This is a genomic window from Nocardia pseudovaccinii NBRC 100343, from assembly GCF_001613225.1.
Taxonomy (GTDB): Bacteria; Actinomycetota; Actinomycetes; order Mycobacteriales; family Mycobacteriaceae; genus Nocardia; species Nocardia pseudovaccinii.
Map to the genome: position 1 here is coordinate 19,750 of NZ_BDBY01000039.1, position 25,456 is coordinate 45,205.

The window sequence follows — 25,456 nt, forward strand, 5'->3', positions numbered from 1 at the left end:
GCTTATCGTCCTCGAACCAACGTACGGCGCTGCCGCGAAATTTCGTACAGCGCGACCGCGGCGGCCGAGGGAGCACCGAGCGAGCTAGCCGTGCCGCCCATCGGGATATAGACCATATCGTCACAGGCCTGCTGCCAGGCCGCGCTCATGCCGCTGGTCTCATTGCCCACGACAAGGATCGTCGCCTCGGTGAAGTCGTAGTCGAAAACCGCGTCCGCACCGTGCTCATCGGTGCCGATAATGCGGGTCGGGATGCCGCGCTGGATCTGCCGGTCACGGAATTCGAGCACCTGCGCGGGCCCGGCGACGCGCAGGATCGGCATGGCGAACAGCGAACCGGTGGATGCGCGGACCGCCTGCGGATCGTATTGGTCGGCGCCGTGCCCGGTCACGATGATGCCGCTGGCACCGAATGCGTCGGCCGAGCGGATCAGCGTGCCGAGATTGCCCGGCGAATTGGGGCGATCGAAAACCACCACGACAGGTGGCGCGGCGTCACCGGGTTCGCCGGGCTCGAAGGTGTCGAGCTCGGGCTGCCTCGATATCGCGACGGCCACCAATTCCGGTATGCCGGTGGACTTTTCGCCGAGTTCGGCCATCAACTCCGGAACCAGGCCGACCTGCGGCACGCCGCTGGTCTCCAATAGTTCGCGTGCCCAGCTCGACAGATCCGGCGCGCCGAGGCGGTAGAGCATCGTCTCCAGCGGCCAGTCGTTGGCGATCGCTTGCGTGATCGGGCGCACGCCCTGCACCAGGAAGCGGCCGTCGCGGTGGCGCTTGGTCCGGTTGTTCAGATACGCCTGCCACACCTGGACCGAGGCATTTCGGGTACTCACACGACGTGTCACTGCGGGGTCCGTTCTTTCTCGAGCAGGGACAACGCGACCGCGACCAGATCGGGATCGGCGCCGTCCACCCACCGCACCCTGGGATCGCGGCGGAACCACGAGCGCTGCCGCCGGACATAGCGCCGGGTACCGATCAGGGTGCGTTCCTGCGCGTGGATCAGGTCGTATTCGTTGTCCAGGTACGACAGGACTTGTGCGTAGCCGATCGCCCGGCGCGCCGTGACGCCGTCCCGCAGACCTTTATCGATCAGTCCGCGGACCTCGTCGACGAGACCGGCTTCGAACATCAGCGCGGTGCGCCGCTCGATGCGCTCGTCGAGTTCGGCGGTGTCGCGGTCCACTCCGATGATCACGGTGTCCCAACGCGGTTTTCCGATGACCGGCGCCGAGGCCGCGAAGGGGCGCCCGGTGAGTTCGACGACCTCGAGCGCACGCACCATGCGGCGGCCGTCGGTGGGCAGGATGGTCGCCGCGGCCGCCGGATCGGCCGCTTTCAACGCCTCGTGCACCGCGACGACACCGCGCTCGGCCAGCAGTGTTTCCCAGCGTGCGCGCACCGTCGGATCGGTGGCCGGAAATTCCCAATCATCCAGCAGCGCTTGGACATACATCATCGAGCCGCCGACGATGATCGGCGTACGGCCGCGCGCCATGATCTCGCGCACGTCGACGCTGGCCGCGGCCTGATAGGCGGCGACGGTCGCGGTTTCGGTGACCTCGAGGACATCGAGTTGGTGATGCGGGATGTCCCGGCGTTCGGTGGGCAGGAGTTTCGCGGTGCCGACATCCATGCCGCGATAGAGCTGCATCGCGTCGATGTTCACGATTTCGCCGCCGAGTCGTTCGGCGAGGTCGAGGCCGAGGTCGGATTTGCCGGTGGCGGTGGGCCCGACGACGGCGATCGGCGTCGTCACCGATCACCTCCCGATGTGCGCCAGACGCTCACCTGATAGCCGACGCCGAACGGGGCACCGCTGTACAGGGTTTCGACGGATGGGGCGACCGAATCGGCGGCGAAAAGTCCGGCGAGCACCTGATAGGCCGCGCGGCCGGATAGCACGAGTTCGGCGCACAACGCCGGATCCATGGCGAGCAGTGCGGCGGTATCGCCGTCGGCCAGGGCACGGTCCAGTTCGCGCTGCACGTCGGCGGCGCGCTCGTCGAGGTAGCCCGGCGCCTCGAGGGTCAGGGTCGCCGCACCGTCCGCGACGATAAGAACGCCCGCCTGCTCGGGCGAATCGTCCAGGGCGGTACGCAACTGTGCACCGATCCGGGCGCATTCGTCGGCGGGTGTGTCGACGGCGACGAGGGTCGTCGCGGCCACCGCATCCGGTGCGACCTGACCACGCAACCACCCGGCGATCAGGGCGGGCAGCGGCTGCTGCGGATCCGCCGCGCCGGATGTTCGCCGCGATCGCGACAGCGCGTCCGCCGAAAGCCCGACGTGCACGTCCGCACCGAAACCGCGAAAAGTGCCGACCGCGTCCGGTCCGACGACCTGCGCGGCCGCGCCCACACCCACGACGGTCCAGTGCCGAGTCGTCGCGGCCAACGCGTCGACCGCGGCGAGGGCGGCCGCGCGCAACACCGCGGGCGCGTCATCGGAATCCGACCCGGCCGCGTGCTCGAGACCGCCGCAGAGCTCGGGCACCAGGATCGGCGGCGACGGGACCAGGGCCGCAATGGAGAACACGCCGTAACCGTAGTCGTTCGCCGAATCCGCGATCCACAGCACCGCTGCGGCGTCCGCAACCTCCGGGTTCGAGTGTCTCTGCCGCAAACTCGGCCGAGATTGATAGTGTTCGAGGTGCTACAACCCAGGTCATCACGGGTTGATTTCCCTGGGAATCATCAGTCGGAGGGCATTGATCGATGGTTTACAGGGCTCAAACCGGGTTCAATGGAGTGAGCTAGGGCGTAACCAGGCAGCCGTGACGCGCGGCAGGGACGAGGAGCAATGAGCGAGAGCAACGGAACGGCGAAAGCGACCCCCGGCAGCACGTCGCGCCCCTCGGATTCCCCGAAGGCCGCCGTGCCTAAACCTTCCGCCGCCCCGAAACCAGCCCCGGCCCCCAAACCGGGCGGGTCGGCGGCCCATCCCAAGCCGCATGCGGTCAAACCGGCCCCGGGGCCGGCCGCACAGCAGCATCCGCATCCGGTCGTCGTGCCGACCGTCAGCGATCCGAGTGCGTGGGGTCGCGTCGACGACGACGGCACCGCGTGGGTGAAGACCGCCGAGGGCGAGCGCGTCGTCGGATCCTGGCAGGCCGGTGACGCCGCCGAGGGCCTGGCGCACTTCGGCCGTAGGTTCGACGATCTGGCCACCGAGGTGGCGCTGCTCGAGGCGCGACTGGCCGCTGGCGCGGACGCCCGCAAGACCAAGGCGGCCGCGGTCACCATCGCCGAATCGCTGCCCACCGCGGCGGTCATCGGCGATGTCGAGGGGCTCGCCCAGCGACTGCAGGCCATTGCCGAACACTCCGAAGAGGCGGCGGCGCACGCCAAGGAGGAGAAGGAAAAGGCCAGGCACGAGCACACCGAGCGCAAGGAAGCGCTGTGCGCCGAGGCCGAGAAGATCGCCACCGAATCCACCCAGTGGAAGGCCGCGGGCGATCGGCTGCGCGAAATCCTGGACGAGTGGAAGTCCATCCGCGGTGTGGACCGCAAGGTCGACGATGCACTGTGGAAGCGCTACTCCAAGGCGCGTGAGGCGTTCAACCGCCGCCGTGGCGCGCACTTCGCCGAACTCGACCGCGAACGCGCGGCCGCGAAGTCGCGCAAGGAAGAACTCTGCGTGCGCGCCGAGGAACTTTCCGGTTCCACCGACTGGGTCGGCACGGCCGGTGTTTTCCGCGATCTACTCGCCGAATGGAAGGCCGCGGGCCGTGCGCCGCGCGAGGCCGACGAGGCACTGTGGCGGCGTTTCAAGAGCGCCCAGGACGTCTTCTTCGCCGCGCGCAATGCCGCCGTCTCCGAGCGCGACGCCGAATTCGAGCAGAACGCCGCCGCCAAGGAAGAACTGCTGCACGCCTACGCACACATCGATCCCTCGACCGGTCTGGACGCCGCCCGCGCCGCCCTGCGCGAACTCCAGGACAAATGGGACACGATCGGCAAGGTCCCGCGCGAACGCATACAGGAACTCGAGGGCAAACTCCGCACCATCGAAAAGCGCGTCCGCGACGCGGCCGACGCCCAATGGCGCCGCACCGATCCCGAGGCCATGGCCCGGGCCGCCCAATTCCGCGAACGTGTCGCCCAATTCGAGGAACAGGCCGCCAAGGCAACCGCCGCAGGCAACAAGCGCGACGCGGAGAAGGCACTCGAGCAAGCCAAACAGTGGCGCGAGTGGGCCGAGGCCGCAGAGGGCGCAGTCAGCAACCGCTGACCCTGTACCGCCATGCGGTGGCGCCGATCGCACGGTCGCGCGACCGGTAGACGAACTCGGTGCGATCGGCACCCGGCCGTCGATGCGGCCCCTCGGAGGCGAGACGAGTGCCATCCAGGCACGCGCGAGGCCAGTGCTGCGTGTCTTCCGCACGGCTCGGTCTCGGACTCGCGTGGAATTCGATCTGTCTCCGGAGACACCGATCACGAAATCTCTGTGCGGAACGGATTCACCGCAGAGACAAGTGAGATCCTCGGTAGCGCCAGCCCGCCGGAGCGGATCGGGCATCGGATCTGCGATTGTCGATGCGATACGGGGTTCCGGTAGTTTTCGCGCGAAAAACAACACATATGGCTGGACCAGCGGCGATGGCGTTGTGATCGGTTCGGGCTGCGGGCGGGTGCGGTAGGTGCTCGGCTTGGCTGTCGATGGTGTTGATCGGCGTGGTGGAGGTCGGGTTTCGTGGCGACGCAGGTGTTCGCGGCTGAGGAGTTGGCGCGTCTGCGGGAGTTTCCGGAGATCAGCCGCGAGGAGCTGTTCCGGTTCTTCACGCTGACCCCCGCTGATACCGCGTTCGTCGCACCAGGGCGGGGGCGTGGCCCGGAGGATCAGCTCGGCCTTGCGGTGGCGTTGTGCACGCTGCCGTGGTTGGGGTTCGTGCCGGACAAGGTGGCGGCCGCGCCGCCGGTGGCGGTGGCCCGGTTGGCCGATCAGTTGAAAGTCGATGCGTCGCAGATCCGTTCGTACGGTCGTCGGGCGCAGACCCGCACCAAGCATCTGCGGTTGGTGGCTCAGTATCTGAGCTGGCGGACTGCGGGTGCGATGGAGTTGAAGGAGCTGGACGAGTTCCTGTTGGCGCGGGCGATGGAACATGATTCGCCGACGCTGTTGTTCCGGTTGGGGTGTGAGTATCTGATCTCGGCGCGGGTGATCCGGCCCAGCCCCGACACCGTGGTTCGCCGCGTCGTGCGCGTGCGTGAACAGGCACAACGCGAGACCTATGATCGGCTCGCGCGCGAGTTCACACCGCAGCGCTGCGCGGAGTTGGACGCGCTGCTGGTCACCGATTCCTCGATTCGGATGGCACGGTTGCGGTGGTTGTCGACCGGTCCGGTGGAGGCATCCGCGTCCGCGGTGCGCAACGAGGTCGAGAAGCTGGGGTTCGTGCGGGGCTTGGGTGCGGACACCCTCGATCTGTCGGTGCTTCCCGCGGAGCGTCGCCGGTTCCTGGCCACGCTGGGCCGCCGTCTGACTCCGCAGGCCCTCGAACGGCGCGACCCGGAGCGCCGGTACCCGATTTTGTTGACGGTGCTGGCGCAGTCGGGCACCGATGTGCTCGACGAGGTGGTGGCGCTGTTCGATCAAGCATTGTCGGGGAAGTTCAGTGCCGCTGAGAATCGGATGCGTGAGCAGTTGGCCGACCGCGCCAAGACCGGCGAAGACCGCCAAGCGCTGCTGGACGACCTACTTTCTATCCTGATCGACCCGCAGATCCCCGACGAGGATGTGGGCGGATTGATCCGGGGTGAAGGTATCGGGTTGGAGCGGTTGCGGGCCGCGATCGCTCAAGCCCAACCACGGCTGCCGCGTGATCACGGGCATCTGGCCGCGCTCGACAGCTCGTATTCGTATCTGCGGAAGTTCACTCCGGCGGTGTTGTCGGCAGTCCGGTTCGCCGGCGGTACCTCGGCGACGGAGTTGCTGATCGCGGTGAACATGCTGCGCGAGCTGAACGCGACCGGTCGCCGCAAGGTGTTCGACGACGCACCGACGGGATTCGTCCCGGTCAAGTGGCGCGGCTATCTCGAACAGGCGCGCACGAGCGGCAACACCGTGGCCTACCGGCACTATTGGGAGCTGTGCGTGCTGCTCGGGCTGCGGGACGGGCTGCGCACCGGGGATGTGTTCGTGCCTGGGTCGCGCCGCTACGCCGATCCGGCCGCCTACCTGCTCACCCCCGCGCAGTGGGAGCCCCAGCGCACCGAATTCTGCCGCCTGGTCGGCAAACCAGCCGACCGGGCTGCCGCGCTGGCCGCGCTCACCGACGAATGGCATACGGCGGTCGGCGAGCTGGAGCAGCTGCTGGCCGCCGGGGACAGGCCAGTGCGCCTGGACGAGGCCGGTGATCTGGTGATCTCCCCGCTGACCGCCGAGGACATCCCGACCGAGGCCATCGAGTTGAAGGTCGAGCTGACCGAGATGCTGCCGTTCGCGCCGATCGTGTCACTGCTGATCGAGCTGGACAAACGCACCGGCTACCTGGACTGCTTCACCCACGCGGGCGGCAAGCAGGCCCGAAGCCCGGAGCTGAAACGCAATCTGATCGCGGTCCTGCTGGCCTATTCGACCAACCTCGGACTGACCAATATGGCTGCCGCGTCGGGGATCTCCTACGACATCCTGGACTGGACCGCGGAGTGGTATGTGCGAGAGGAGACGCTACGCGCGGCGAACCTGGCGATCATCGGCTACCACCAACGACTGCCACTGACCATGGTGTTCGGCACCGGCACCCTGTCCTCGTCGGACGGGCAGCGGTTCCCCACTCGCGGCAAGTCCACCACCGCCCGCGCGGTGAATCACTTCTTCGCTGAGGAGGGCCTGTCGACCTATACCCACGTCACCGATCAGCACACCACCTACGGCACCAAGGTAATCGTCACCACGCGCCGCGAAGCCCACTACGTGCTCGACGAAATCCTGGGCAACGCAACGGATCTGCCCATCACCGAGCACGCCACCGATACCCACGGGGTCACTCTGGTGAACTTCGCGCTGTTCGACCTGCTCGGGATGCAGCTGTCCCCACGCATCCGCGACCTGGGCAAGATCACCCTGTACCGGCCCGTACCTCGCGCCGACGCCGAGGCGCGGTTCCCGATCGCGGGCCCGCTGCTGACCCGCAAGCTGAACCTGGACCTGATCGCCGAGCACTACGACGACCTGCTCAGGTTGGCCGGGTCGCTGAAGTTCGGGCACGCCACCGCGTCCCTGCTGGTCGGCAAACTGTCGGCCTCGGCGGCAGAACGCCCTCGCCGCGGCGCTCAAGGAATACGGCGCGATGCGGCGCACCATCTACGCCTGCCGGTACCTCACCGATCCGGACTACCGGCGCAAGATCTCCCGGCAACTCAACAAGGGCGAATCCATCCACGCCCTCAAACGCGGCCTCATCTACGCCCACGAAGGCGCTTTCCGTGCCCGTCACCTGGAAGCCCAAACCGAGCAAGCATGGTGCCTGACCCTGGTCACCAACGCGGTTATCGCCTGGACCACAGAGTATTACGGTCTAGCTGTGGACCAGATGCGCCGTCAGGGCCGCCGCATCGACGCCGATGTGCTGGGCCACATCAGCCCGGCGCAGAGCGCCAACATCAACTTCTTCGGCGCGATCGAGGTCGACATAGAGGCCGAACTCGCGGCGCTCGGGCCCACCGGCTACCGGCCGCTACGAGTCCGCGACACCCTGTTCTGAGAATCGAGGGCACAGGTGCGATCGAGCGGGATCCCGCACTCCCGGGTGCAGTGGTACACATCACACACGATGGTGTCATGTTCCGGCGGTCGGTGGTGTCTTGAGGGCATGACACAACAAGGCACCCTCTACAAGGTCGTTGTCATCGGCGGCGGTTACGCCGGAACACTCGCGGCCAACCACCTGCGGATGCGCACCGATACCGACATCACGCTGGTCAATCCCCGCTCGGAGTTCGTCGACCGAGTCCGGCTGCATCAGTTCGTCGCCGGAACCGGCGACGCGACGATCGACTACAGCACGCTGCTCGGCGAGGGCATCCGGCTGGTGGTCGACAGCGCCACGCGCATCGACACCGCCGCCCGTACAGTGCGCCTGGCGTCGGGTCGTGTGCTGGACTACGACCACCTCATCTACGCGGTCGGCAGCACCGCGGCACTACCGGCGGTGCCCGGCGCGGCCGAGTTCGCTTTCCCCATCGCCGAGTTCGAGTCCGCGCAACGGCTGCGCGCCCGGCTGGACGAGCTGCCCCTCGATGCTCCGATCACGGTGGTCGGCGGCGGGCCGACCGGCCTCGAGACGGCCGCCGAACTGGCCGAACAGAAACGCGCGGTGACGCTGGTGTGCGGCGGAACCCTGAATCCGTCACTGAGCCCGCGGGGTCGCCGATACGTTGCCAAGTGGCTGTCCCGGCACGGTGTCGCCGTGCTCGAAACCGATCGGGTGAGCGAGGTCCGGCCGGAGGCGGTCGTGTTGACCGGCGGTGTGGTGCGTGCGAGCGCACTCACCATCTGGACCGCGGGTTTCAGCGTACCCGGGCTGGCCGCCGCGAGCGGGCTGCGCACCGACACACTCGGCAGGCTGCTCACCGACGAGACGCTGACCAGCATCGACGACGACCGCATCGTCGCCACCGGCGACGCCGCCGCACCCTCGGGCCAACCGCTGCGAATGAGTGGGCAGGGCGCCGGGCCGCTCGGGGCGCAGGCCGCCAACACGGTGCTGAGCCACATCGCGGGCACCGAACCCGCCGTGATCGACCTGGCCCTCACTGGGACGTGCATCAGCCTCGGCCGTCACGTCGGCATCCGGCAGCTCGCCCGCAAGGACGACATCGCGGTGAACCTCTATATCGGCGGCCGCGCGGGCGCCAGGATCAAGGAATTGACCTGCAAGGTCGGGGTCGGGAAGATTCGCCGCGAGGCCCGCAAGCCGGGCTCGCTGTTCTGGCCCAAGGGCGGCCCGCGACCCGCACAGCCCGACTCCGCCGCACCGGCGGTAACGTCCGCATGACGACCGACGAGCACGCCGAACGATTCACCCTGTTGCGGCCGCTGCTGTTCACCATCGCCTACGAAATCCTCGGCTCGGCAACAGAATCCGACGACGTGCTGCAGGACAGCTACCTGCGGTGGGCCCAGGTGGACCTGGCAAGCGTACGCGACACCAGGTCGTATCTGGCGCGGCTGGTGACCCGCCAGGCGCTCAACGCGGTGCGGGCCAGCGCGCGCCGTCGCGAGGACTACATCGGCCCGTGGCTGCCCGAACCGCTGCTCGTCGAGGACACCGACGCCGCGGCGGATCTGGTGCTCGCCGAATCGGTGTCGATGGCGATGCTCGTGCTGCTGGAAACACTGAGTCCCGACGAGCGTGCGGTCTTCGTGCTGCGGGAGGTATTCGGCTTCGACTACGACGAAATCGCCGCAGCGGTAGGCAAATCCATCATGACAGTGCGTCAGGTGGCCCACCGTGCCCGCTCGCACGTTGACGCACGCCGCAAACGTTTCGAACCGGTCGACACAGCCGAGATCACGCAAATCACCCAGCAGTTCATGACAGCCGCGACCACCGGCGACGTGCAGGGCCTGCTGTCGCTGCTGGCTCCCGACGCCACCTGGACCGCCGACAGCGGCGGCAAGGTCACCGCGGCGCGCCGACCGGTCGTGGGCGCCGAGAAGGTGGCCGCCGCCCTGGCGAACATCTTCCACACCAGGCGGCGCACCTCGGACACGCGGATCGAGACGGTCACCTTCAACAACACGCCAGCGATGGTCGCCTACAACGGCGACCATCTGGAAGGCGTCTTCCTGATCGAGATCCTCGACGGCAAGATCACCAACATCTACGCCATCCGCAACCCCGACAAACTCGCCACTGTCGCGGTTCCACGCCAGATCAGCCGGTAAGAACCGACAAACCCCGATGAGCGACAACCACCCCAGTGCTCAGTGAACGTCTCGGGGTGTTCCGTAAGCCGATCCGCCACCGGAACACCACGGCGCGCGAATCCCGCCCCAGGTCACCGGTGTTCCGTAGAGGTGTTCCACGAACCCTCCCGCTCAACCCCCGCTATCCGGAACAATCCAAGGCATGGGTGAGTCGTTCCGCGTCGGATACTGCCGCTGCTCCACCGACGAACAGGACGTCGAGATCCAAACCGATCAACTTCTCGCACTCGGTGTCCCGTGCGAACGGATCTTCATCGACACCGGCTTTTCCGGGACCACCCGACGCAACCGCACTGGCCTCGACAACGCGCTCGCCGCGGTCACCTCCGCCGCCGCGGCCGTCACCCAACGCCAGGTCGTCTTGACCACGACCAAGTTCGACCGGTTCGCCCGCAACATGGCCGAGGCCGGGGATATCCTCACCGACCTGCGTAAACGCGATGTGCTGTTCGGTCTAGGCAGTTCGATCTACGACTGGCACGACCCATTCGGCAAGCTGTTCCTCCAAACCTTGGCCATGGTCGCCGAGTTCGAGGCCAACCTCAACCACCTGCGCACCCGCGAAGGCATGGCCGAGGCCCGCGCCAAAGGCCGGCTCAAGGGAAAACAGCCGAAACTGCCTCTCGCAGCACGCAAAACGATCCACCGCCGTTACCACGACCCCGACGATGACGCGAGCCTGGCCGACCTAGCCGAGGAGTACAGCGTCGGTCGCTCCACCATCCATCTCATCGTCAGCGGGACCACGCCGCGGACATAGTCCGAACTCCAAGCCCTCACCACAGCGGAGCGAGTTTCTGCGGGGAGCTCAAGAGGACACCGGCTTTCGCCAAAGCGTCGCAGCAGTACCGACAATCCGCCATCGCTGCTGGTCCAGCCATATGTGTTGTTTTTCGCGCGATAACTACCGGAACCCCGATACGGCCGGACCGACAGTGGGGCGGGAAGGGTGCTCACGCTGAGAGCCTGCTTACCGCGGGGCCTCGATAGCCGTACCGACACTTGTGCACGGGAAGCCAGGCGCCGGAGCAGCAACGATCCAGTGGCATCGTCCCCAGCGGGCGGACTCGAGCTCCGGACCGCGCGGCCGCGCCGACTGCGCGGCCCAGGATAGCCACGCTGACAGGCAACGCTGCAGGACTGACGCAGCGGCACCGTCCATGCCGCGACGGCTCGAGTACCGCAAGCGCGGACCCGTCAGCCTCGAGGCTGGGCACCTCGAAACCATCCAAGCAGGCAACGGATCTGGTCATCGGCAACGGCCCGCTCTGGGCCGTCTGACCGCGCCATCTGCGGCAACGGCGCGCTCTGGACCGTCTGGCACGCCATCTGCGGCGCCGGGATAGACGTGCCGACAGGCAACGCTGCAGGACACTGACGCAGCGGCACCATCCATGCCGCGACGGCTCGAGCACCGCAAGCGCGGACTCCGTCAACCTCGAGGCTGAACCACGAAACCATCCAAGCAGGCAACGGATCTGGTAGTCGGCGATTTCCGCACTGGCCGTGCGGCCGCGCTGACTGTGCGGCCGGGGTAGCGATACCGACCGGCAGCGCCCGGTCGCTGGATGGGTCTGAGCATGCGCTCGCACGAACTCGGCCTTCTCGGTCGCGCGATAGTGGCGTGGCTCAGCGTAGGTCCGGCATCCGGGGTGCGCCGGGTGGGTCAGGAGTCGCCGGTGAGGCGGCGGCGGTCGCGTTCCTCGGCGGCGGCTGCGGCGTTGCGGCGCTGTTCTTCTGCGGCGAGTTGCAGGGCGGTGCGGCTCCAGACGACGCGGATCCAGTGGAAGGTCAGCACGATGATGGCGATGGTGCCGAGGATGAGGCCGATGCCTGGGCCTGCGCCGTGGTAGTTGCCGAGGCCGGGGGTCTGGCGGTGCCAGATCGAGAAGACGCCGAAAACGCTGCCGATCGCGGACCCGGCGACCGCGATCCAGGCGAGCACCCAGCGGCGGGTCATCAGCGCGAGCAGTGAGAATCCGATGCCGAAGAGGACGGCGAACCAGACGAAGATCCGCGACGGCAGACCGATGTGCTCAGCGCGCGCGGCATCGGTGCCGAGCAGAACATCGAACCCACGGGCACCACCCGCATGCGACAACACGAGCGAAAACAGCAGCAGGAAGACCGCGCCCGCGACCACCATCGCGCGCACCCCGGGGTCGATCTCGCCCGCGATGCGTCGCTCGACGGCATCGAGATCGTCCTTGAACTGCTCGAAGCCATTACTGCTCTCGACCGAGTTCACTGCGCCCTCGTTTCCTTCGGCTGATCCCTGCTCCGCTGCCTTACCCGCATCCACTGTGCCATCACCGCCCCCATCCCCCGCAGTCACCCCACTACGTCCGGTAGTACTCACATTCCCCGCACCCGATCGCGCGTCCGCGCCACCCTGGCCGGGTCCCGAATCCGCCGCGCCGCCCTCGCGTCCCCGCGAACCCGTGCCGCCCACGCCCGATCCCGAATCCACGTCATCCTCACCCGCACGCGAATTCGCGCCATCCTCGCCGGATCCTGAATCCAGGCCTCCCTTGCGTCCACGCGAGTCCGAAGCGTCCTCGCCCGGTCCCTCCCCGACACCCGAATTCGCGCTGCTTTCGCCCGCATTCGAGACACCGTGGGGGTCACCCGCACGCGATACCGCGCCACCCCCGCCCGATCCCGAATCCACGTCAGCCTTGCGTCCACGCGAGTCCGCAGCACCTACGCGCTGCCCCGAGTCCTCACCTGACCGCGAGCCCACGCCGTATTCGCCCGCATTCGAGACATCTGTGGGATCGCCCGCACCTGCCCGACCGGCTCCGAGCGAATTCACCTCGGGTGAGTTCGACGCGACCTCACGACGCTCACCGTTCAGCGCGGCACTCTCAACTGCACGCTCCCCGCGATCAGCCTGCGCATCATGCGAATCCGACTCGGATGCATCCGGTGCGGGATCCGCTCCCCGACGCGTCAGTTCCTCGTCACCCGACCGGGTGCTCATGCGCCGCAGCCGGTCGAGCAGCCTGAGGCGACGGGTTCGGGGGTGGGGGCGCCGATGCGGGGGAGGCCGAGACCGACGCCGATGGGGTCGGTTTTGGGGGTGATTCCGCGTTCGTGGGCGTCGCCTGCGCGGGTGCGGCGGTGGGTTTTGATGTTGGCGTCGGCGATCAGGTGGTGCGGGGCCGCGTCGGTGATGTCGACGGTGATGATGTCGCCGGGACGGATCTTTTCCGCAGTGCCTTCGGGGCGGAAGTGCACGAGCCGACCGTCGCGGGCACGGCCGCTCATACGGGCGGTCGCGGCGTTCTTCTTGCCCGCGCCCTCAGCGACGAGCAATTCGACCTCGGTGCCGACGAGCGCCTTGTTCGCGTCGAGGGAGATCTGCTCCTGCAGCGCGATCAGCCGCTCGTAGCGCTCCTGCACCACCGCCTTGGGCAGCTGGTCGGGCATATCCGCGGCGGGTGTGCCAGGACGCTTGGAGTACTGGAAGGTGTAGGCGCTGGTGAACCGCGCCTGCCGGACCACATCCAGGGTCTCCTGGAAGTCCTCCTCGGTCTCGCCTGGAAAGCCGACGATGATGTCGGTGGTGATCGCGGCATGCGGCATCGCGGCCCGAACCTTCTCGATGATGCCGAGGTAGCGCGCCTTGCGGTAGGACCGGCGCATCGCCTTCAGCACCCGATCCGATCCGGACTGCAGCGGCATATGCAGCTGCGGGCAGACATTCGGCGTCTCGGCCATCGCCTCGATCACGTCATCGGTGAATTCGGCCGGATGCGGCGAAGTGAAGCGCACCCGCTCGAGCCCATCGATGCGCCCGGCCGCGCGCAGCAGTTTGGCGAAGGCACCGCGATCGCGCGCCTCGTCGGGATCGGCGAAGGACGCACCGTAGGAGTTCACGTTCTGCCCGAGCAGCGTGACTTCCAGGACGCCCTGATCGACCAGCGCCTGCACCTCGGCGAGCACATCGCCCGGACGGCGGTCGACCTCCTTGCCGCGCAGCGACGGCACGATGCAGAACGTGCAGGTGTTATTGCAGCCGACCGAGATCGAAACCCAACCGGCATAGGCGGATTCACGCTTGGCGGGCAGGCTCGAAGGGAACGCCTCCAGCGATTCCAGAATCTCCACCTGCGCCTCGGCATTGTGCCGCGCGCGTTCCAGCAGCACCGGCAGCGATCCGATGTTGTGTGTGCCGAACACCACGTCCACCCACGGCGCCTTGCGCACGACGGTGTCGCGGTCCTTCTGCGCCAGGCAGCCGCCGACGGCGATCTGCATGCCCGGCCGGTCGGCCTTGATCGGGGCGAGGTGGCCGAGGGTTCCGTAGAGCTTGTTGTCGGCGTTCTCGCGCACCGCGCAGGTATTGAAGACGACGAGGTCGGCCGTCGCTCCCGGCGCGGCCTTCACATAACCCGCATCCTCGAGCAGGCCCGACAAGCGTTCGGAATCGTGCACGTTCATCTGGCAACCGAAGGTGCGGACCTCGTAACTGCGTGCGCCGTCCGAGGCCGCAGGGGCGGGAGACAACACTGCCTGTCCGATCGAATCCACCCGTCCAGGGTACGGGGGTGCGCAACGCGGGTTTTCAGCGCATCGGCGCAGGCTCCGGGGCCTGGCCGGGTCGCATCGGAAGGGTTACGGCGCTGTGTCGTATCGGCGCGGCGTAACGGTGTGTCGCCGAAACCCGGGCAAATCGCCGTTTTCCGCTTAAGGTCTTGGACCATGACCGACGACGCCACCGCACCCGACACAATCGGGTTGGCCAAAACCGGGACAGCTAGTTCTGATGAGGGCAGTACCGCCACGAGCGCGCCGATGATTTCGATGCGCAATGTGGAAAAGCACTTCGGTGACCTCCATGTGCTGCGCGATATCAACCTCGAGGTCCCCAAGGGACAGGTTGTTATCGTTCTGGGCCCTTCGGGGTCCGGGAAGTCGACGCTGTGCCGCACCATCAACCGACTGGAACCGATCGACTCCGGCGATATCGCCATCGACGGCGTGCCCCTGCCCGCCGAGGGCCGCGCGCTTGCCGCACTGCGCGCCGATGTCGGCATGGTGTTCCAATCGTTCAACCTCTTCGCGCACAAGACGATCGTCGAGAACGTGATGCTCGCGCCGCTGAAGGTTCGCAAGGTGAAAAAGGAGGACGCCCGCAAGCGCGCGATGGAACTGCTCGAACGCGTCGGGATCGCCAATCAGGCCGATAAGTATCCGGCGCAGCTCTCCGGCGGCCAGCAGCAGCGCGTGGCGATCGCCCGCGCGCTGGCGATGAGCCCGAAGGTGATGTTGTTCGACGAGCCGACTTCGGCGCTGGACCCGGAGATGGTCAACGAGGTGCTCGACGTCATGGTGTCGCTGGCCAAGGAGGGGATGACGATGCTGGTCGTCACCCATGAGATGGGCTTCGCGCGCAAGGCAGGCAACCGTGTGCTGTTCATGGCGGACGGGTCGATCGTCGAGGACGACACACCCGAGGTGTTCTTCACCGCGCCGAAGTCCGACCGTGCCAAGGATTTCCTCGGCAAGATTCTGAGCCACTGAACCGGGCAATCACCGCAAACGTAAAGACCTCGGCCACCGAAATCACCAGAGGGAGAAGGAACACGATGAGGATCAACCGTTCGCTTCGACTCGGCATCGGGGCGATCGCCCTGACGCTGGCCGCAACAACCGCCGCCTGTGGCGGTGGAAGCGACAAGTCCGCACTCGACAACGCCAAGGACGGAAAGCTCACCGTCGGCATCAAATTCGACCAGCCGGGCCTCGGTCTGCGCAATAAGGACGGCTCCTACAGCGGCTTCGACGTCGAGGTCGCCAAGTACGTCGCGGGCAAGCTCGGGGTGAAGCCGGAGAACATCACGTTCAAGGAGTCCCCGTCCGGTCAGCGCGAGACGCTGATCGAGAACGGTCAGGTCGACTACATCGTCGCCACCTACTCGATCAACGATGCGCGTAAGCAGAAGGTCGACTTCGCCGGGCCGTATTACGTTGCGGGCCAGTCGCTTTTGGTGAAGGCCGACAACTCGAGCATCAACGGCCCCGATGACCTGAAGGGTAAGAAGGTCTGCTCGGTGAAGGGCTCCACCCCGGCCCAGAACATCGAGAAGAACTACCCCGCCACGCAGCTGCAGACCAACGACACCTACTCGCTGTGCCTCGAGGGCCTGCAGGCCGGTTCGTACGACGCGGTGACCACCGATGACATCATCCTGGCCGGTTACGCCGCGCAGAGCGCGGGCACGTTCAAGGTCGTCGGCAAGCCGTTCACCACGGAGAACTACGGCATCGGCCTGAAGAAGGGCGATAAAGAGCTGCGCGACAAGGTCAATGACGCGATCGAGGCCATGATCGCCGACGGGTCCTGGAAGAAGGCGTTCGACTCCACGGTCGGCGTCTCCGGCTACCAGGCGCCGACACCGCCGACGGTGAACCGGTACTGAGATTCGTGATCGGGTGGCCCGCACGGGCCACCCGATCTTCCGGCTACGAGCAACCTGTACATCGCGCGCGGAAGGACGATCTCCGGCCGCCGCACAATCCGATCGGAGGGACGCGAGCACCGTGTTCGACCTGATCTCGAGGTATGACGTCCTCGGCGCCTTCTGGGTGACCATCAAACTGACCGCGTCGTCGGCGGTCCTCGCCCTGATCCTGGGCACATTCGTCGCCGCGATGCGCGTGTCCCCCGTGCCGGTCGCCCGTTTTCTCGGCGCCGCCTACGTCACCATCTTCCGCAATACCCCGCTGACGCTGATCATTGTGTTCTGCTCACTGGGCCTCTACTCCACCATGGGCTGGAAGCTCGCACCGGAGGGCCCGAACTCGCTGGCGCAGAACAACTTCCGTTACGCCGTACTCGGACTCAGCATCTACACAGCGGCATTCGTGTGCGAGTCATTGCGCTCGGGCATCAACACCGTGCCGATGGGCCAGTCCGAGGCGGGCCGCTCACTGGGCTTCACCTTCACGCAGAATCTGCGAATCGTGGTGCTGCCGCAGGCATTCCGCTCGGTCATCGCCCCGCTCGGCAGCGTGCTGATCGCACTCACCAAGAACTCGACGATCGCCTCGGCGATCGGCGTCGCCGAGGCCGCGACCCTGATGGCCAAGATGAACGAGAACGAGGCCGCACTGATCACCATCGGCTTCATCTTCGCACTCGGCTTCGTAATCCTGACCCTGCCGACCGGCCTGCTGTTCGGCTGGCTGGCCAAGCGATTCGAGGTGGCCCGATGAGTTCGGGAGCTTCAGTTCTTTTCGATGCGCCGGGGCCCCGCGCGCGCATTCGCAACTCCATCTATTCGGTCGTCGCGGTTGTCGCGGTAGTCGCGCTGGGCTGGGTGTTCTACCGCGGCTTCGCCGATAAGGGACAGTTCACCGCGGAGAAGTGGAAGCCGTTCATCGAGGCGGACGTCTGGAAGACCTATCTGCTGCCCGGTCTGCGCGGCACCCTGGTCGCGGCGCTGCTGTCGATTGTGTTCGCGCTGGTGATCGGCATGGTCTTCGGCATCCTGCGTCTGTCGGAGCACCGGGTGGTGCGCTGGGTGGCGGGGGCGATCGTCGAGGTCGCCCGGGCCATTCCGGTGCTGATCCTGATGATCTTCCTGTTCTACATCTTCTCCGATTACAAGGTGTTCAAGGTCGATCAGCTCGCGCTGTGGGCCGTGGTGATCGCGCTGACGGTCTACAACGGTTCGGTCATCGCCGAAATCGTGCGCGCCGGTATCAAATCGCTGCCGAAGGGGCAGACCGAGGCCGCGGTGGCGCTGGGTCTGCGCAAGGGGCAGCTGATGCGGTTGATCCTGCTGCCGCAGGCGATTACCGCCATGCTGCCCGCCTTGATCTCGCAAATGGTTGTGGCGCTGAAGGATTCGGCGCTCGGTTATCAGATCACCTACCTCGAGATCGTGCGCCAGGGCTCGCAACTCGGTGCGGCCGAACGCAATACGGTGCCCGCGCTGATGGTCGTCGCCGTGGTGATGATTCTGCTGAACAGCACGTTGACGATCGTGGCCAATAAGCTGGAGCAGCGGTTGCGCTCGCGCAAGCGGGCCAAGGGTGCCGCCGTCGTGGCGGCCGACTCGATTCTGGCCGATGCGACTCCGGGAATGGATATCACGCAGAAGCCGTGAGGCCAGCGGCTCTGAGCGTGCACTTCTCGCCTGAATCCGGTAGAAATTGCCGGATTTCGTGGGAAATTGCACGCTCAGACCCATTTTCGGGCTCAGTCGATTTCGTCGGTGTCCTCCGCGATCGCCTTTGCGCCCGCACTATCGCTGTACGGGCGTGCAGCCCACCGGGGTCCTGGTTTCCGACCCCGTCCGTGTTCGGCCGCAGTGATCAGGACGACGGCACGCTGCTGCGGAGTTCTCCGGTCTCGGGGTGGACCGTGGAGGTGAAAGGTTCGGCGAGCGGGACGGATTCGGGTGGGTAAGTGGCTGCTGCCACGGCAGTGGCTGCGCGGACGAAGGCGGCCACCGAGGGTGAATGGCAGTTCTGCGGCCACGCTACCGCGAGGGTGGCTGGTTTCAGGTCGGTGACGGGCCGATAGGCGATGCCGGGGCGGGGGTGGCGGCGGGCGACCGAGGCGGGCGGGAACCAGATGCTGTCGCCGAGTTCGATCAGGTTGAAGATCTGCGCAAGATCGCGCACTGGACGCGGAGTTCCGGATAACGGGACGAGGCCGTCGCGGTCGGCGTGCGTTCCATCAGGGAGCAATCGACCGGCCAGGTCGGCCAGGCACAGGGTGGCCCGGGCGGCGAGCGGATCGGAAGCAGCCAGTGCGACCAGGCGGGGTTCGGTGAGCAGCGGTTCGATGTCCAGGCCGCGGTCGTCGAACGGGGCCGCAAGGAGCGCGACATCCGCACGGCCCTGACGCAATGCTGGGACCTGCTCGCCCCGACCACCCAACACGAACTCAACCGGGACAGCCGCTTCCTCGAGGCGGTATGTCTCGATGATCTTCGGCAGTAGTCCGGCGTCGTAGTCGGCTTTGAGCGCGAGCCGTATCCCCGGTGCGGGCCTGCCGACATGCCGGGCACGCTCGGCAGCCGCCGCTACGGCATCGAGTGCGGTCCGCGCGTCGCGGAGCAAAGTCTCGCCGGGCGGGGTGAGCACGACGTGTCGGGTGGTGCGCTCGAAAAGTTGAACGCCCAGTTGACGTTCCAGTTCCCGGATCGCCCGCGACAGGGGTGGTTGCGCCATCCCCAGTCGGTCGGCTGCGCGTCCGAAATGCAGTTCCTCCGCGACGGCCACGAAGTATCGGAGTTGGCGAACCTCCAGATCACTCATATCCCCACGGTATCAACGCTTATCGGATCGGTCCTTCAGGTTCGGTGCCGCGCCGACTTGACTTGCCAGTGCCAAATCACTCGAGCAGAGGTTGTCATGATCGTTGTTACTGCCCCGACCGGCACCATCGGCCGTCAGGTTCTTCCGCATCTCCTCGATCGGGGCGCGCCGGTCCGCGTTATCGCGCGTGATCCCGCACGCCTGCCCGTGCACATCCGCGAGCACGTCGAAGTCGTGACCGGATCGCACAGCGATATTGAGGTCGTCACCCAGGCGTTCGCCGATGCCGACGCCGTGTTCTGGTTGCTGCCTCCGGTTCATCGCGGAGCGAGCCTCGATGCCGCGGTTCTGGGTTTCACACGGCCCGCGTGCGAGGCATTCAAGAGTCAAGGTGTCGAGCGAGTGGTCGGCGTCTCGTCCATTGGTCGCGGGTCAGCGGTGGTCGGAAACGCCGGACTGGTCACAGCGTCGCTGGCCATGGACGACCTGATAGCGAGCACGGGCGTGAACTACCGAGCGCTGACTATGCCCTCGTTCATGGACAATCTGCTTCGCCAAGTCGATGCGATCAAGAACCAGGGCATGTTCTTCGCACCGCTGTCTCCCGACCTGAAACGCCCCACCTGCGCGACCCGCGATATCGCCGCCGTCGCCGCCGAACTGCTGCTCGACGACTCGTGGGACGGATACGACAGCGTTCCCGTACTCGGCCCAGAGGACTTGTCCAACAACGACATGGCGCGAATCATGTCCGAAGTACTCGGCCGCCCGATCAGGTTCCAACAAGTCTCCAGCGCGGCCTACAAAGCCACCATGCTCGAATCCGGCATGTCCGAGGCCATGGCCCAGGGCATGTACGACATGCTGGAGGCAAAGGAGAACGGCCTCGACAACGCCGAACCCCGCACTCCCCGAGCCACGACTCCGACCACCTTCCGCCAATGGTGCGAAGAAGTCCTCGCCCCCGCCCTCCGCAACTAACCCGGCCCGGCCTCACTGAGGCTGCTGCCGCATGTTTTCGCCCGGCGAATTCGTGCGCGGTGCGAGGAAAGAAAGGCCGCGCGGCGCGGTTTCTGTAGCCGATACCGCACCATGCCGACCCGCCGGACAGCCGGGCACAGCAGACGCTCAGTCGAGGTCCGGTGCGTCGAACTGGGCCTGTGCCAGTTCGGCTTTCACCACGGTGAAGGCGGTGGATTGGTTGTAGCCGCGGCGGGCGAGCATAGAGACGAGGCGGCGGATTGTTTTGTCACGGTCCAGGTTTGCGGGCATGGTGCGTAGTTTGCGGCGGACCAGTTCGGTGGCGCGTTGTTCCTCGTCGTCGGCGGTGATGGCGTCGAGGGCGCAGGCGGCGTCGGATTGGGAGACGCCTTTGCGGCGGAGTTCTTGGGCGAGAGCCTGTTTGCCCTTGCCGGAGAAGGTGTGGCGGGACTGGACCCATTGTTCGGCGAAGGCAGCGTCGTCGATCAGGCCGACCTCGGTGAAGCGGTCGAGGGCACGTTCGGTGATCTCGGGCGTAAAGCCCTTGGCCGCGAGACGTTGCGCCAGTTCGGCACGGCTGCGGGCGCGGACGGCGAGCAGGCGAAGACACGCCTCCTTCGCCTGCTCGACCGTCCCGCCTTGGGGAGTGTGCTCCGCACGGGACCGGTTCGCACCGGTGCCCGTCGAGGACACACCCTCCTCGGATCCAGCCGCCACCGGATCCGCCCATCGGCCTTCGGAACTCTGTAAGTCAGCCGAGTGGGAGTCGTTGCGCCGGAACTCGTTCCGGCGCCCGCGACCGCGCCGGGACCCAGTCGAGCGCGCCCGCTGCGGATCGGGCGCGCTCGACCGAGTTCCCATGATGTCCGAATCGGCCAAACCACCTTCGGCCAACCGGACCCGCTTATCCCCCTGCCCCCTCCCCCGAAAACCCGATCCCTCCGAATCCCCCTCATCGCCCTCGGACCAATGCACCCGCCCCGGTTCGGACTCGTCCGAACCGGATCCGGCGGGGGTCTGGATGGGTGGGCGGCCTGAGGCGGAGAGTAGTTCGTTCAGGCGGTGGCGGACCTCGGTTACAGGGTCGGGCCGCGTTGTATCGGATGCGGGCCGGGTGGGGTGTGGGCGCCGAGGGGTCATCGGATCAGAAGTCGGCGGGGACCTCGGCGGCCGCGCCCTCTGCGGTCACGTCGGCGCCGATGCCGAGCTTTTCCTTGATCTTCTTCTCGATCTCGTCACGGACGTCGGTGTTCTCCAGCAGGAACTTGCGGGCGTTCTCCTTGCCCTGGCCGAGCTGGTCGCCCTCGTAGGTGTACCAGGAGCCGGACTTGCGGATGAAGCCCTGCTCGACACCCATATCGATGAGCGAGCCCTCCTTGGAAATACCCTGGCCGTAGAGGATGTCGAATTCGGCCTGCTTGAACGGCGGCGAGACCTTGTTCTTCACGACCTTCACGCGGGTGCGGTTGCCGACCGCATCGCTGCCGTCCTTGAGCGTCTCGATGCGGCGCACATCCAGGCGCACCGAGGCGTAGAACTTCAGCGCCTTACCACCGGTGGTGGTCTCGGGCGAACCGAACATCACACCGATCTTCTCGCGCAGCTGGTTGATGAAGATCGCGGTGGTGCCGGAGTTGTTCAGCGCACCGGTCATCTTGCGCAGCGCCTGGCTCATCAGGCGCGCCTGCAGACCGACGTGGCTGTCACCCATCTCGCCCTCGATTTCGGCGCGCGGCACCAGCGCGGCCACCGAGTCGATGACGATGATGTCGATCGCGCCCGAACGCACCAGCATGTCGGCGATTTCCAGCGCCTGCTCGCCGGTGTCGGGCTGGGAGACGAGCAGTGCGTCGGTGTCGACGCCCAGCTTGCGGGCGTAGTCGGGATCGAGCGCGTGCTCGGCGTCGATGAAGGCGGCGACACCGCCCGCGGCCTGGGCATTGGCCACCGCGTGCAGTGCGACGGTCGTCTTACCCGAGGACTCCGGACCGTAGACCTCGATGATGCGGCCGCGCGGCAGACCGCCGATGCCGAGCGCCACGTCCAGGGCGATGGATCCGGTCGGGATCACCGAGATGGGCTGGCGGGCCTCCTCGCCGAGACGCATGACCGCGCCCTTGCCGAAGCTCTTCTCGACCTGAGCCAGCGCCAGCTCGAGCGCCTTATCACGGTCGTACGCCTGTGGTGCCATATCCTGATCCCCTTCTCGACGGGTAAGTCTCGTTCTTGGTTGGCGCCCACATTAGAGGGCGGCACCGACAAGTTCTGGCGACCAGCCTAGACGAACAGATGTTCGAGTCAAGCGACGCGCCCGGCAACACGCGCCCCGAACTTCCCGGACACGGCTACCGCCGCGCTACAGCCGCTCGCAGCCCCTTTCCGGACGCCGAACACCCGACCTCACCGAACCAGCGAGATCCGATCACTGTCCAGCAATGTCTGCGCCTGCTTGTACACCCGCAACGCAGGGGTCACCTCCACATCGGCGATCCCGTCGAGTGCACCCAGCCGCTGCGTGAGATACCGATAGAGGTGCGCGGTATCGCGGCATATCAACGACGCCATCAGGTTGGTCGGCCCCGTGGTCGCGGCGATGAAGACGATCTCCGGATGGGTTGCCATCGCGGTGCCCACCGCCTCGAGATCCGCCGGTCGCGTGCGCAGCCACAGCGCCGCCCGCACGGCGTATCCCATCCGTTCGACCGCGAAATCGAGATCGAAGTACAGCACTCGCGATTCGACGAGTTCGGCCATGCGCCGCGCCACTTTCGTTGCGGTCCAGCCGATTTCGGCGGCAATCTGGGCATAGGGCGCGCGTCCGTCGCGACCGAGCAGCGCCAGCATCGCCTCATCCTGCGCCGAAAGTTCCACCGGCGCTTCCGGCCCCGTATCGGCCCGCCACGACGGCCGTGGGCCGAGGTCGCGCAATTGCGCAGCCGTGAACAGGTGCCGGAAATCCGGCCACTCCTCGTCGAGCGGGAAGCGGTGGATCACCTCATGGGCCGTCAGTCCGATCACTTGACTGGCCTGGGGCAACATCTGCATCAACAGCTTGTCGCGCCGCTCGATCGAGCGCGGCCTGCTCACGCAGGTCACCTCGGATCCGGTGGCCGACAAGGTGACCCAGCTCAGATCCGGAAACCGCGCCAGTGATTCGGCCAGCCGCACCGCCTTGTCCGGAGTCGACCGAAGCCGGATCACCCAGCGCGCATGCCCGAGCGGCACCACGTTGACCTGCCCCGCCACATGCAGGATGCCGCGCTGCCGCAGCGATCGGTAGCGCCGCGCCACCGTCTGCTCCGAAACCCCGAGGATGGCGCCGAGCTTGGCGAACGGGATGCGCGCATCGGTCACCAGCGCGTGCAGGATCTGCTTCTCGAGGACATCGAGTACGGAGGAATCCGTGCTGTCTTCGGACTGCATAGGAGGAATCTAACGCACATGGCCACGTGACTATGTGGATATCAACGCCTGCCGCACCCTGAGTGTCGATATCGTTCGAATCGCCTCGGAGGCTCCCGTGAGGAAATGGCTGCCCTTATTCGCCGCGTGCCTGGGCACGCTGATGCTGCTCATCGACGTCACCATCGTCAATGTCGCGCTTCCCGACATCGCCGCCGATCTCGGCACCGGTCTGTCCGGACTGCAGTGGGTGATGGACGGATACGCGCTCGCGCTGGCCGCGCTGCTGCTGGTGCTCGGTTCGCTGGCCGATCGGGTCGGCGCGAAGCGCGCCTATCTCGCCGGACTCGTCATTTTCGCGATCGCATCGCTGATCTGCGGGATCGCCGATACCTCGGCGAGTCTCATTGCGGCGCGCGCACTTCAAGGCATCGGCGGGGCCGCGATGTTCGCGACCACCCTGTCGCTGCTGCACTCCACCTACACCGGCCGTGATCGGGGTGTCGCCTTCGGCGTCTGGGGTGCGGTGTCGGGTGCGGCGGCCGGGATCGGTGTGGTGCTCGGCGGTGTGCTCACCGAGGCACTGTCGTGGCGGTGGATCTTCTTCGTCAACCTGCCGATCGCGGTACTGGCGATCGTGTTGACCGCCGTCGTGTTCCAGCCGTCGCCACGGCAGGCGGATCGGGCCATCGATGTGCCCGGCATGCTCGCTTTCGCGACCGCCGCGACGGCGGTCACCTACGGTGTCATCCGCGGCGGCGAACACGGCTGGTCCGATGGTCCTACGCTGCTCGCCCTGGCGCTCGGCGCGCTCGCGCTGCTGGCCTTCGTATTCGTCGAATCCCGCAGCGCGGCAGCGATGTTTCCGCTGGCACTGCTCGGCAATCGCAACTTCCGGGCCACCCTTGTCTCCGCATCCGGCCAGACGTTCGCCGCCTTCGCCGCCACACCCCTGATTTCGCTCTGGCTGCAGCAGCAGTTGCATATGTCACCGATGCACGCCGGACTGGCCATGCTGCCGATGGCGGCGACAGCGTTCGTGGTCGCCGGTGCCTTCGGCAAACTGCTGCACGATGTTTCGCCGAAGTGGACGATCGGAGCCGGTCTGGTGCTGGTCGGTATCGGTACCGGACTGCTCACTACCATTGACGCCGAATCATCTTGGGCCGCAATGGTTCCCGGATTCGTAGTGATCGGTGCGGGCATCGGCGTCAACGCACCCGCGCTGGTCGCGGTGGGGATGGCGGCGGTGCCGCCGCAGCAGGGCGGGATCGCCGCAGGCGCGGTGAATACCGCACGACAGCTCGGTCTCGCTCTCGGAGTCGCGGTGCTGGGCACCGTATTCCGCGAAGTCGCCGATGACAGTCGTCCGATGACATTGTCGCGTTTCGTGGATGGCTTGGATGCGGCATTCGGCGTCGCGGCCGGAGTCGGAATCGTATTCGGAGTGATCGCATTCGGGCTGCTCCACCGTCCGCGTCAGGTCGCCGATGCCCCCGTCCAGCCGGAGACCGTCGCAGCCTGAGGCCCACCGGCGCGATCATCAGGCAAGGCCGGGCACCCCATACACCAACCGGGCACTCCGCACACGCGGCGCCCGGTCCGGCAACGGGGTGCCCGGCACCGACGATTTACTGCTGCGGCAGAACGGATTCGTCGCCTTCCGGGCGCGGGCCGGGGATGCGGCGGTCGGATTCGTCGATGCGGACATCGTTGATGCTGGCCTCGCGGCGCGACATCAGGCCTTCCGGGGTGAACTCCCATTGCTCATTGCCGTAACTGCGCCACCACTGGCCGGATTCGTCATGCCATTCGTACTGGAATCGGACCGCGATGCGGTTTCCTTCGAACGCCC

At 66.7% G+C, this 25,456-nt stretch carries 20 protein-coding genes and 1 pseudogene; 11 read left to right on the forward strand and 10 right to left on the reverse strand.

Going from position 1 to position 25,456, the window contains the following annotated elements; all coding sequences use genetic code 11:
• Positions 1-2 precede the first annotated feature (2 nt).
• Genes NP3_RS05605 through NP3_RS05615 form a run of 3 tightly spaced genes read right to left on the reverse strand, consistent with a single transcriptional unit; the run spans position 3 to position 2,628 of the window.
• The gene (locus NP3_RS05605; RefSeq protein ID WP_063038452.1) at positions 3-848 is read right to left on the reverse strand and encodes a TrmH family RNA methyltransferase; all 846 of its coding nucleotides are present in this window, start codon (positions 846-848) and stop codon (positions 3-5) included.
• The gene (gene miaA / locus NP3_RS05610; RefSeq protein WP_063038454.1) at positions 845-1,762 is read right to left on the reverse strand and encodes a tRNA (adenosine(37)-N6)-dimethylallyltransferase MiaA; all 918 of its coding nucleotides are present in this window, start codon (positions 1,760-1,762) and stop codon (positions 845-847) included. Before miaA ends, NP3_RS05605 begins: the two co-directional genes overlap by 4 nt.
• A complete protein-coding gene (locus NP3_RS05615) occupies positions 1,759-2,628 on the reverse strand; it encodes a class III extradiol ring-cleavage dioxygenase family protein (protein ID WP_444980778.1) in 870 nt (289 codons plus the stop codon). Before NP3_RS05615 ends, miaA begins: the two co-directional genes overlap by 4 nt.
• A 177-nt stretch (positions 2,629-2,805) precedes the next feature.
• Between NP3_RS05615 and NP3_RS05620 the strand changes: the two genes are divergently transcribed.
• The 5 genes and pseudogenes from NP3_RS05620 (at position 2,806) to NP3_RS05640 (ending at position 10,699) form a co-directional block, all read left to right on the forward strand.
• Positions 2,806-4,236, forward strand: a complete 1,431-nt coding sequence (locus NP3_RS05620) for a DUF349 domain-containing protein (RefSeq protein WP_063038456.1) — start codon at positions 2,806-2,808, stop codon at positions 4,234-4,236.
• A gap of 462 nt (positions 4,237-4,698) precedes the next feature.
• Positions 4,699-7,711: pseudogene (locus tag NP3_RS05625) on the forward strand (Tn3 family transposase).
• A 108-nt stretch (positions 7,712-7,819) separates the two neighbouring features.
• Positions 7,820-9,004: an NAD(P)/FAD-dependent oxidoreductase gene (locus NP3_RS05630; protein ID WP_063038458.1), complete on the forward strand. Its 1,185-nt coding sequence runs from the start codon at positions 7,820-7,822 to the stop codon at positions 9,002-9,004.
• A complete protein-coding gene (locus NP3_RS05635) occupies positions 9,001-9,897 on the forward strand; it encodes an RNA polymerase sigma-70 factor (protein ID WP_063038460.1) in 897 nt (298 codons plus the stop codon). Before NP3_RS05630 ends, NP3_RS05635 begins: the two co-directional genes overlap by 4 nt.
• Positions 9,898-10,081: 184 nt before the next feature.
• Entirely contained in the window at positions 10,082-10,699 is a 618-nt protein-coding gene (locus NP3_RS05640) for a recombinase family protein (protein WP_063038462.1), read from the forward strand.
• Positions 10,700-11,605: 906 nt separating this feature from the next.
• On the opposite strand, the gene NP3_RS05645 is transcribed toward NP3_RS05640, so the two are convergent.
• Entirely contained in the window at positions 11,606-12,187 is a 582-nt protein-coding gene (locus NP3_RS05645) for an Rv2732c family membrane protein (RefSeq protein ID WP_063038491.1), read from the reverse strand.
• Between the two features lie 731 nt (positions 12,188-12,918).
• Entirely contained in the window at positions 12,919-14,475 is a 1,557-nt protein-coding gene (gene miaB, locus NP3_RS05650) for a tRNA (N6-isopentenyl adenosine(37)-C2)-methylthiotransferase MiaB (protein ID WP_174566172.1), read from the reverse strand.
• Between the two features lie 264 nt (positions 14,476-14,739).
• Between miaB and NP3_RS05655 the strand changes: the two genes are divergently transcribed.
• From NP3_RS05655 to NP3_RS05670, 4 genes are all read left to right on the forward strand, one after another.
• Positions 14,740-15,468, forward strand: coding sequence for an amino acid ABC transporter ATP-binding protein (locus NP3_RS05655; RefSeq protein WP_063038495.1), 729 nt, complete (start codon positions 14,740-14,742; stop codon positions 15,466-15,468).
• 65 nt (positions 15,469-15,533) lie between these two features.
• Positions 15,534-16,367: a glutamate ABC transporter substrate-binding protein gene (locus NP3_RS05660; protein ID WP_063038464.1), complete on the forward strand. Its 834-nt coding sequence runs from the start codon at positions 15,534-15,536 to the stop codon at positions 16,365-16,367.
• 121 nt (positions 16,368-16,488) lie between these two features.
• The gene (locus NP3_RS05665) at positions 16,489-17,163 is read left to right on the forward strand and encodes an amino acid ABC transporter permease (protein ID WP_062985899.1); all 675 of its coding nucleotides are present in this window, start codon (positions 16,489-16,491) and stop codon (positions 17,161-17,163) included.
• Entirely contained in the window at positions 17,160-18,059 is a 900-nt protein-coding gene (locus tag NP3_RS05670) for an amino acid ABC transporter permease (RefSeq protein WP_063038466.1), read from the forward strand. The genes NP3_RS05665 and NP3_RS05670 overlap by 4 nt, the downstream gene beginning before the upstream one ends.
• 208 nt (positions 18,060-18,267) lie before the next feature.
• Here the strand turns inward: NP3_RS05670 and NP3_RS05675 are convergent, their stop codons facing one another.
• Positions 18,268-19,218 carry a LysR family transcriptional regulator gene (locus NP3_RS05675; RefSeq protein WP_063038468.1) on the reverse strand — a complete coding sequence of 317 codons (951 nt, stop codon included), beginning with the start codon at positions 19,216-19,218 and terminating at the stop codon, positions 18,268-18,270.
• A 96-nt stretch (positions 19,219-19,314) separates the two neighbouring features.
• On the opposite strand from NP3_RS05675, the gene NP3_RS05680 reads away from it, so the two are divergent.
• Complete coding sequence (locus tag NP3_RS05680) at positions 19,315-20,199, forward strand: NAD(P)H-binding protein (protein WP_063038470.1); 885 nt, start codon at positions 19,315-19,317, stop codon at positions 20,197-20,199.
• A gap of 147 nt (positions 20,200-20,346) precedes the next feature.
• Here NP3_RS05680 and recX read toward each other — a convergent pair whose 3' ends face one another.
• The 3 genes from recX to NP3_RS05695 form a co-directional block, all read right to left on the reverse strand.
• A complete protein-coding gene (recX, locus tag NP3_RS05685) occupies positions 20,347-20,892 on the reverse strand; it encodes a recombination regulator RecX (protein ID WP_063038497.1) in 546 nt (181 codons plus the stop codon).
• Positions 20,893-21,343: 451 nt separating this feature from the next.
• Positions 21,344-22,390: a recombinase RecA gene (gene recA / locus NP3_RS05690; RefSeq protein ID WP_063038472.1), complete on the reverse strand. Its 1,047-nt coding sequence runs from the start codon at positions 22,388-22,390 to the stop codon at positions 21,344-21,346.
• 209 nt (positions 22,391-22,599) lie between these two features.
• On the reverse strand, positions 22,600-23,622 hold the full coding sequence (locus NP3_RS05695; protein ID WP_063038477.1) for an Lrp/AsnC family transcriptional regulator: 1,023 nt from the start codon (positions 23,620-23,622) through the stop codon (positions 22,600-22,602).
• A gap of 97 nt (positions 23,623-23,719) precedes the next feature.
• Between NP3_RS05695 and NP3_RS05700 the strand changes: the two genes are divergently transcribed.
• The gene (locus NP3_RS05700; RefSeq protein ID WP_245720829.1) at positions 23,720-25,126 is read left to right on the forward strand and encodes an MFS transporter; all 1,407 of its coding nucleotides are present in this window, start codon (positions 23,720-23,722) and stop codon (positions 25,124-25,126) included.
• 106 nt (positions 25,127-25,232) lie between these two features.
• On the opposite strand, the gene NP3_RS05705 is transcribed toward NP3_RS05700, so the two are convergent.
• On the reverse strand, positions 25,233-25,456 hold a 224-nt coding region (locus NP3_RS05705; RefSeq protein ID WP_157124135.1), incomplete at its 5' end, for a DUF1348 family protein.

Coding starts and splice junctions, on each gene's coding strand:
- NP3_RS05675 (WP_063038468.1), bottom strand. CDS start 19,218: ATGAGTGATCTGGAGGTTCGCCAACTCCGATACTTCGTGGCCGTCGCG.
- recA (WP_063038472.1), bottom strand. CDS start 22,390: ATGGCACCACAGGCGTACGACCGTGATAAGGCGCTCGAGCTGGCGCTG.
- NP3_RS05640 (WP_063038462.1), top strand. CDS start 10,082: ATGGGTGAGTCGTTCCGCGTCGGATACTGCCGCTGCTCCACCGACGAA.
- NP3_RS05630 (WP_063038458.1), top strand. CDS start 7,820: ATGACACAACAAGGCACCCTCTACAAGGTCGTTGTCATCGGCGGCGGT.
- NP3_RS05695 (WP_063038477.1), bottom strand. CDS start 23,622: ATGCAGTCCGAAGACAGCACGGATTCCTCCGTACTCGATGTCCTCGAG.
- NP3_RS05635 (WP_063038460.1), top strand. CDS start 9,001: ATGACGACCGACGAGCACGCCGAACGATTCACCCTGTTGCGGCCGCTG.
- NP3_RS05670 (WP_063038466.1), top strand. CDS start 17,160: ATGAGTTCGGGAGCTTCAGTTCTTTTCGATGCGCCGGGGCCCCGCGCG.
- NP3_RS05680 (WP_063038470.1), top strand. CDS start 19,315: ATGATCGTTGTTACTGCCCCGACCGGCACCATCGGCCGTCAGGTTCTT.
- NP3_RS05655 (WP_063038495.1), top strand. CDS start 14,740: ATGATTTCGATGCGCAATGTGGAAAAGCACTTCGGTGACCTCCATGTG.
- NP3_RS05660 (WP_063038464.1), top strand. CDS start 15,534: ATGAGGATCAACCGTTCGCTTCGACTCGGCATCGGGGCGATCGCCCTG.
- NP3_RS05620 (WP_063038456.1), top strand. CDS start 2,806: ATGAGCGAGAGCAACGGAACGGCGAAAGCGACCCCCGGCAGCACGTCG.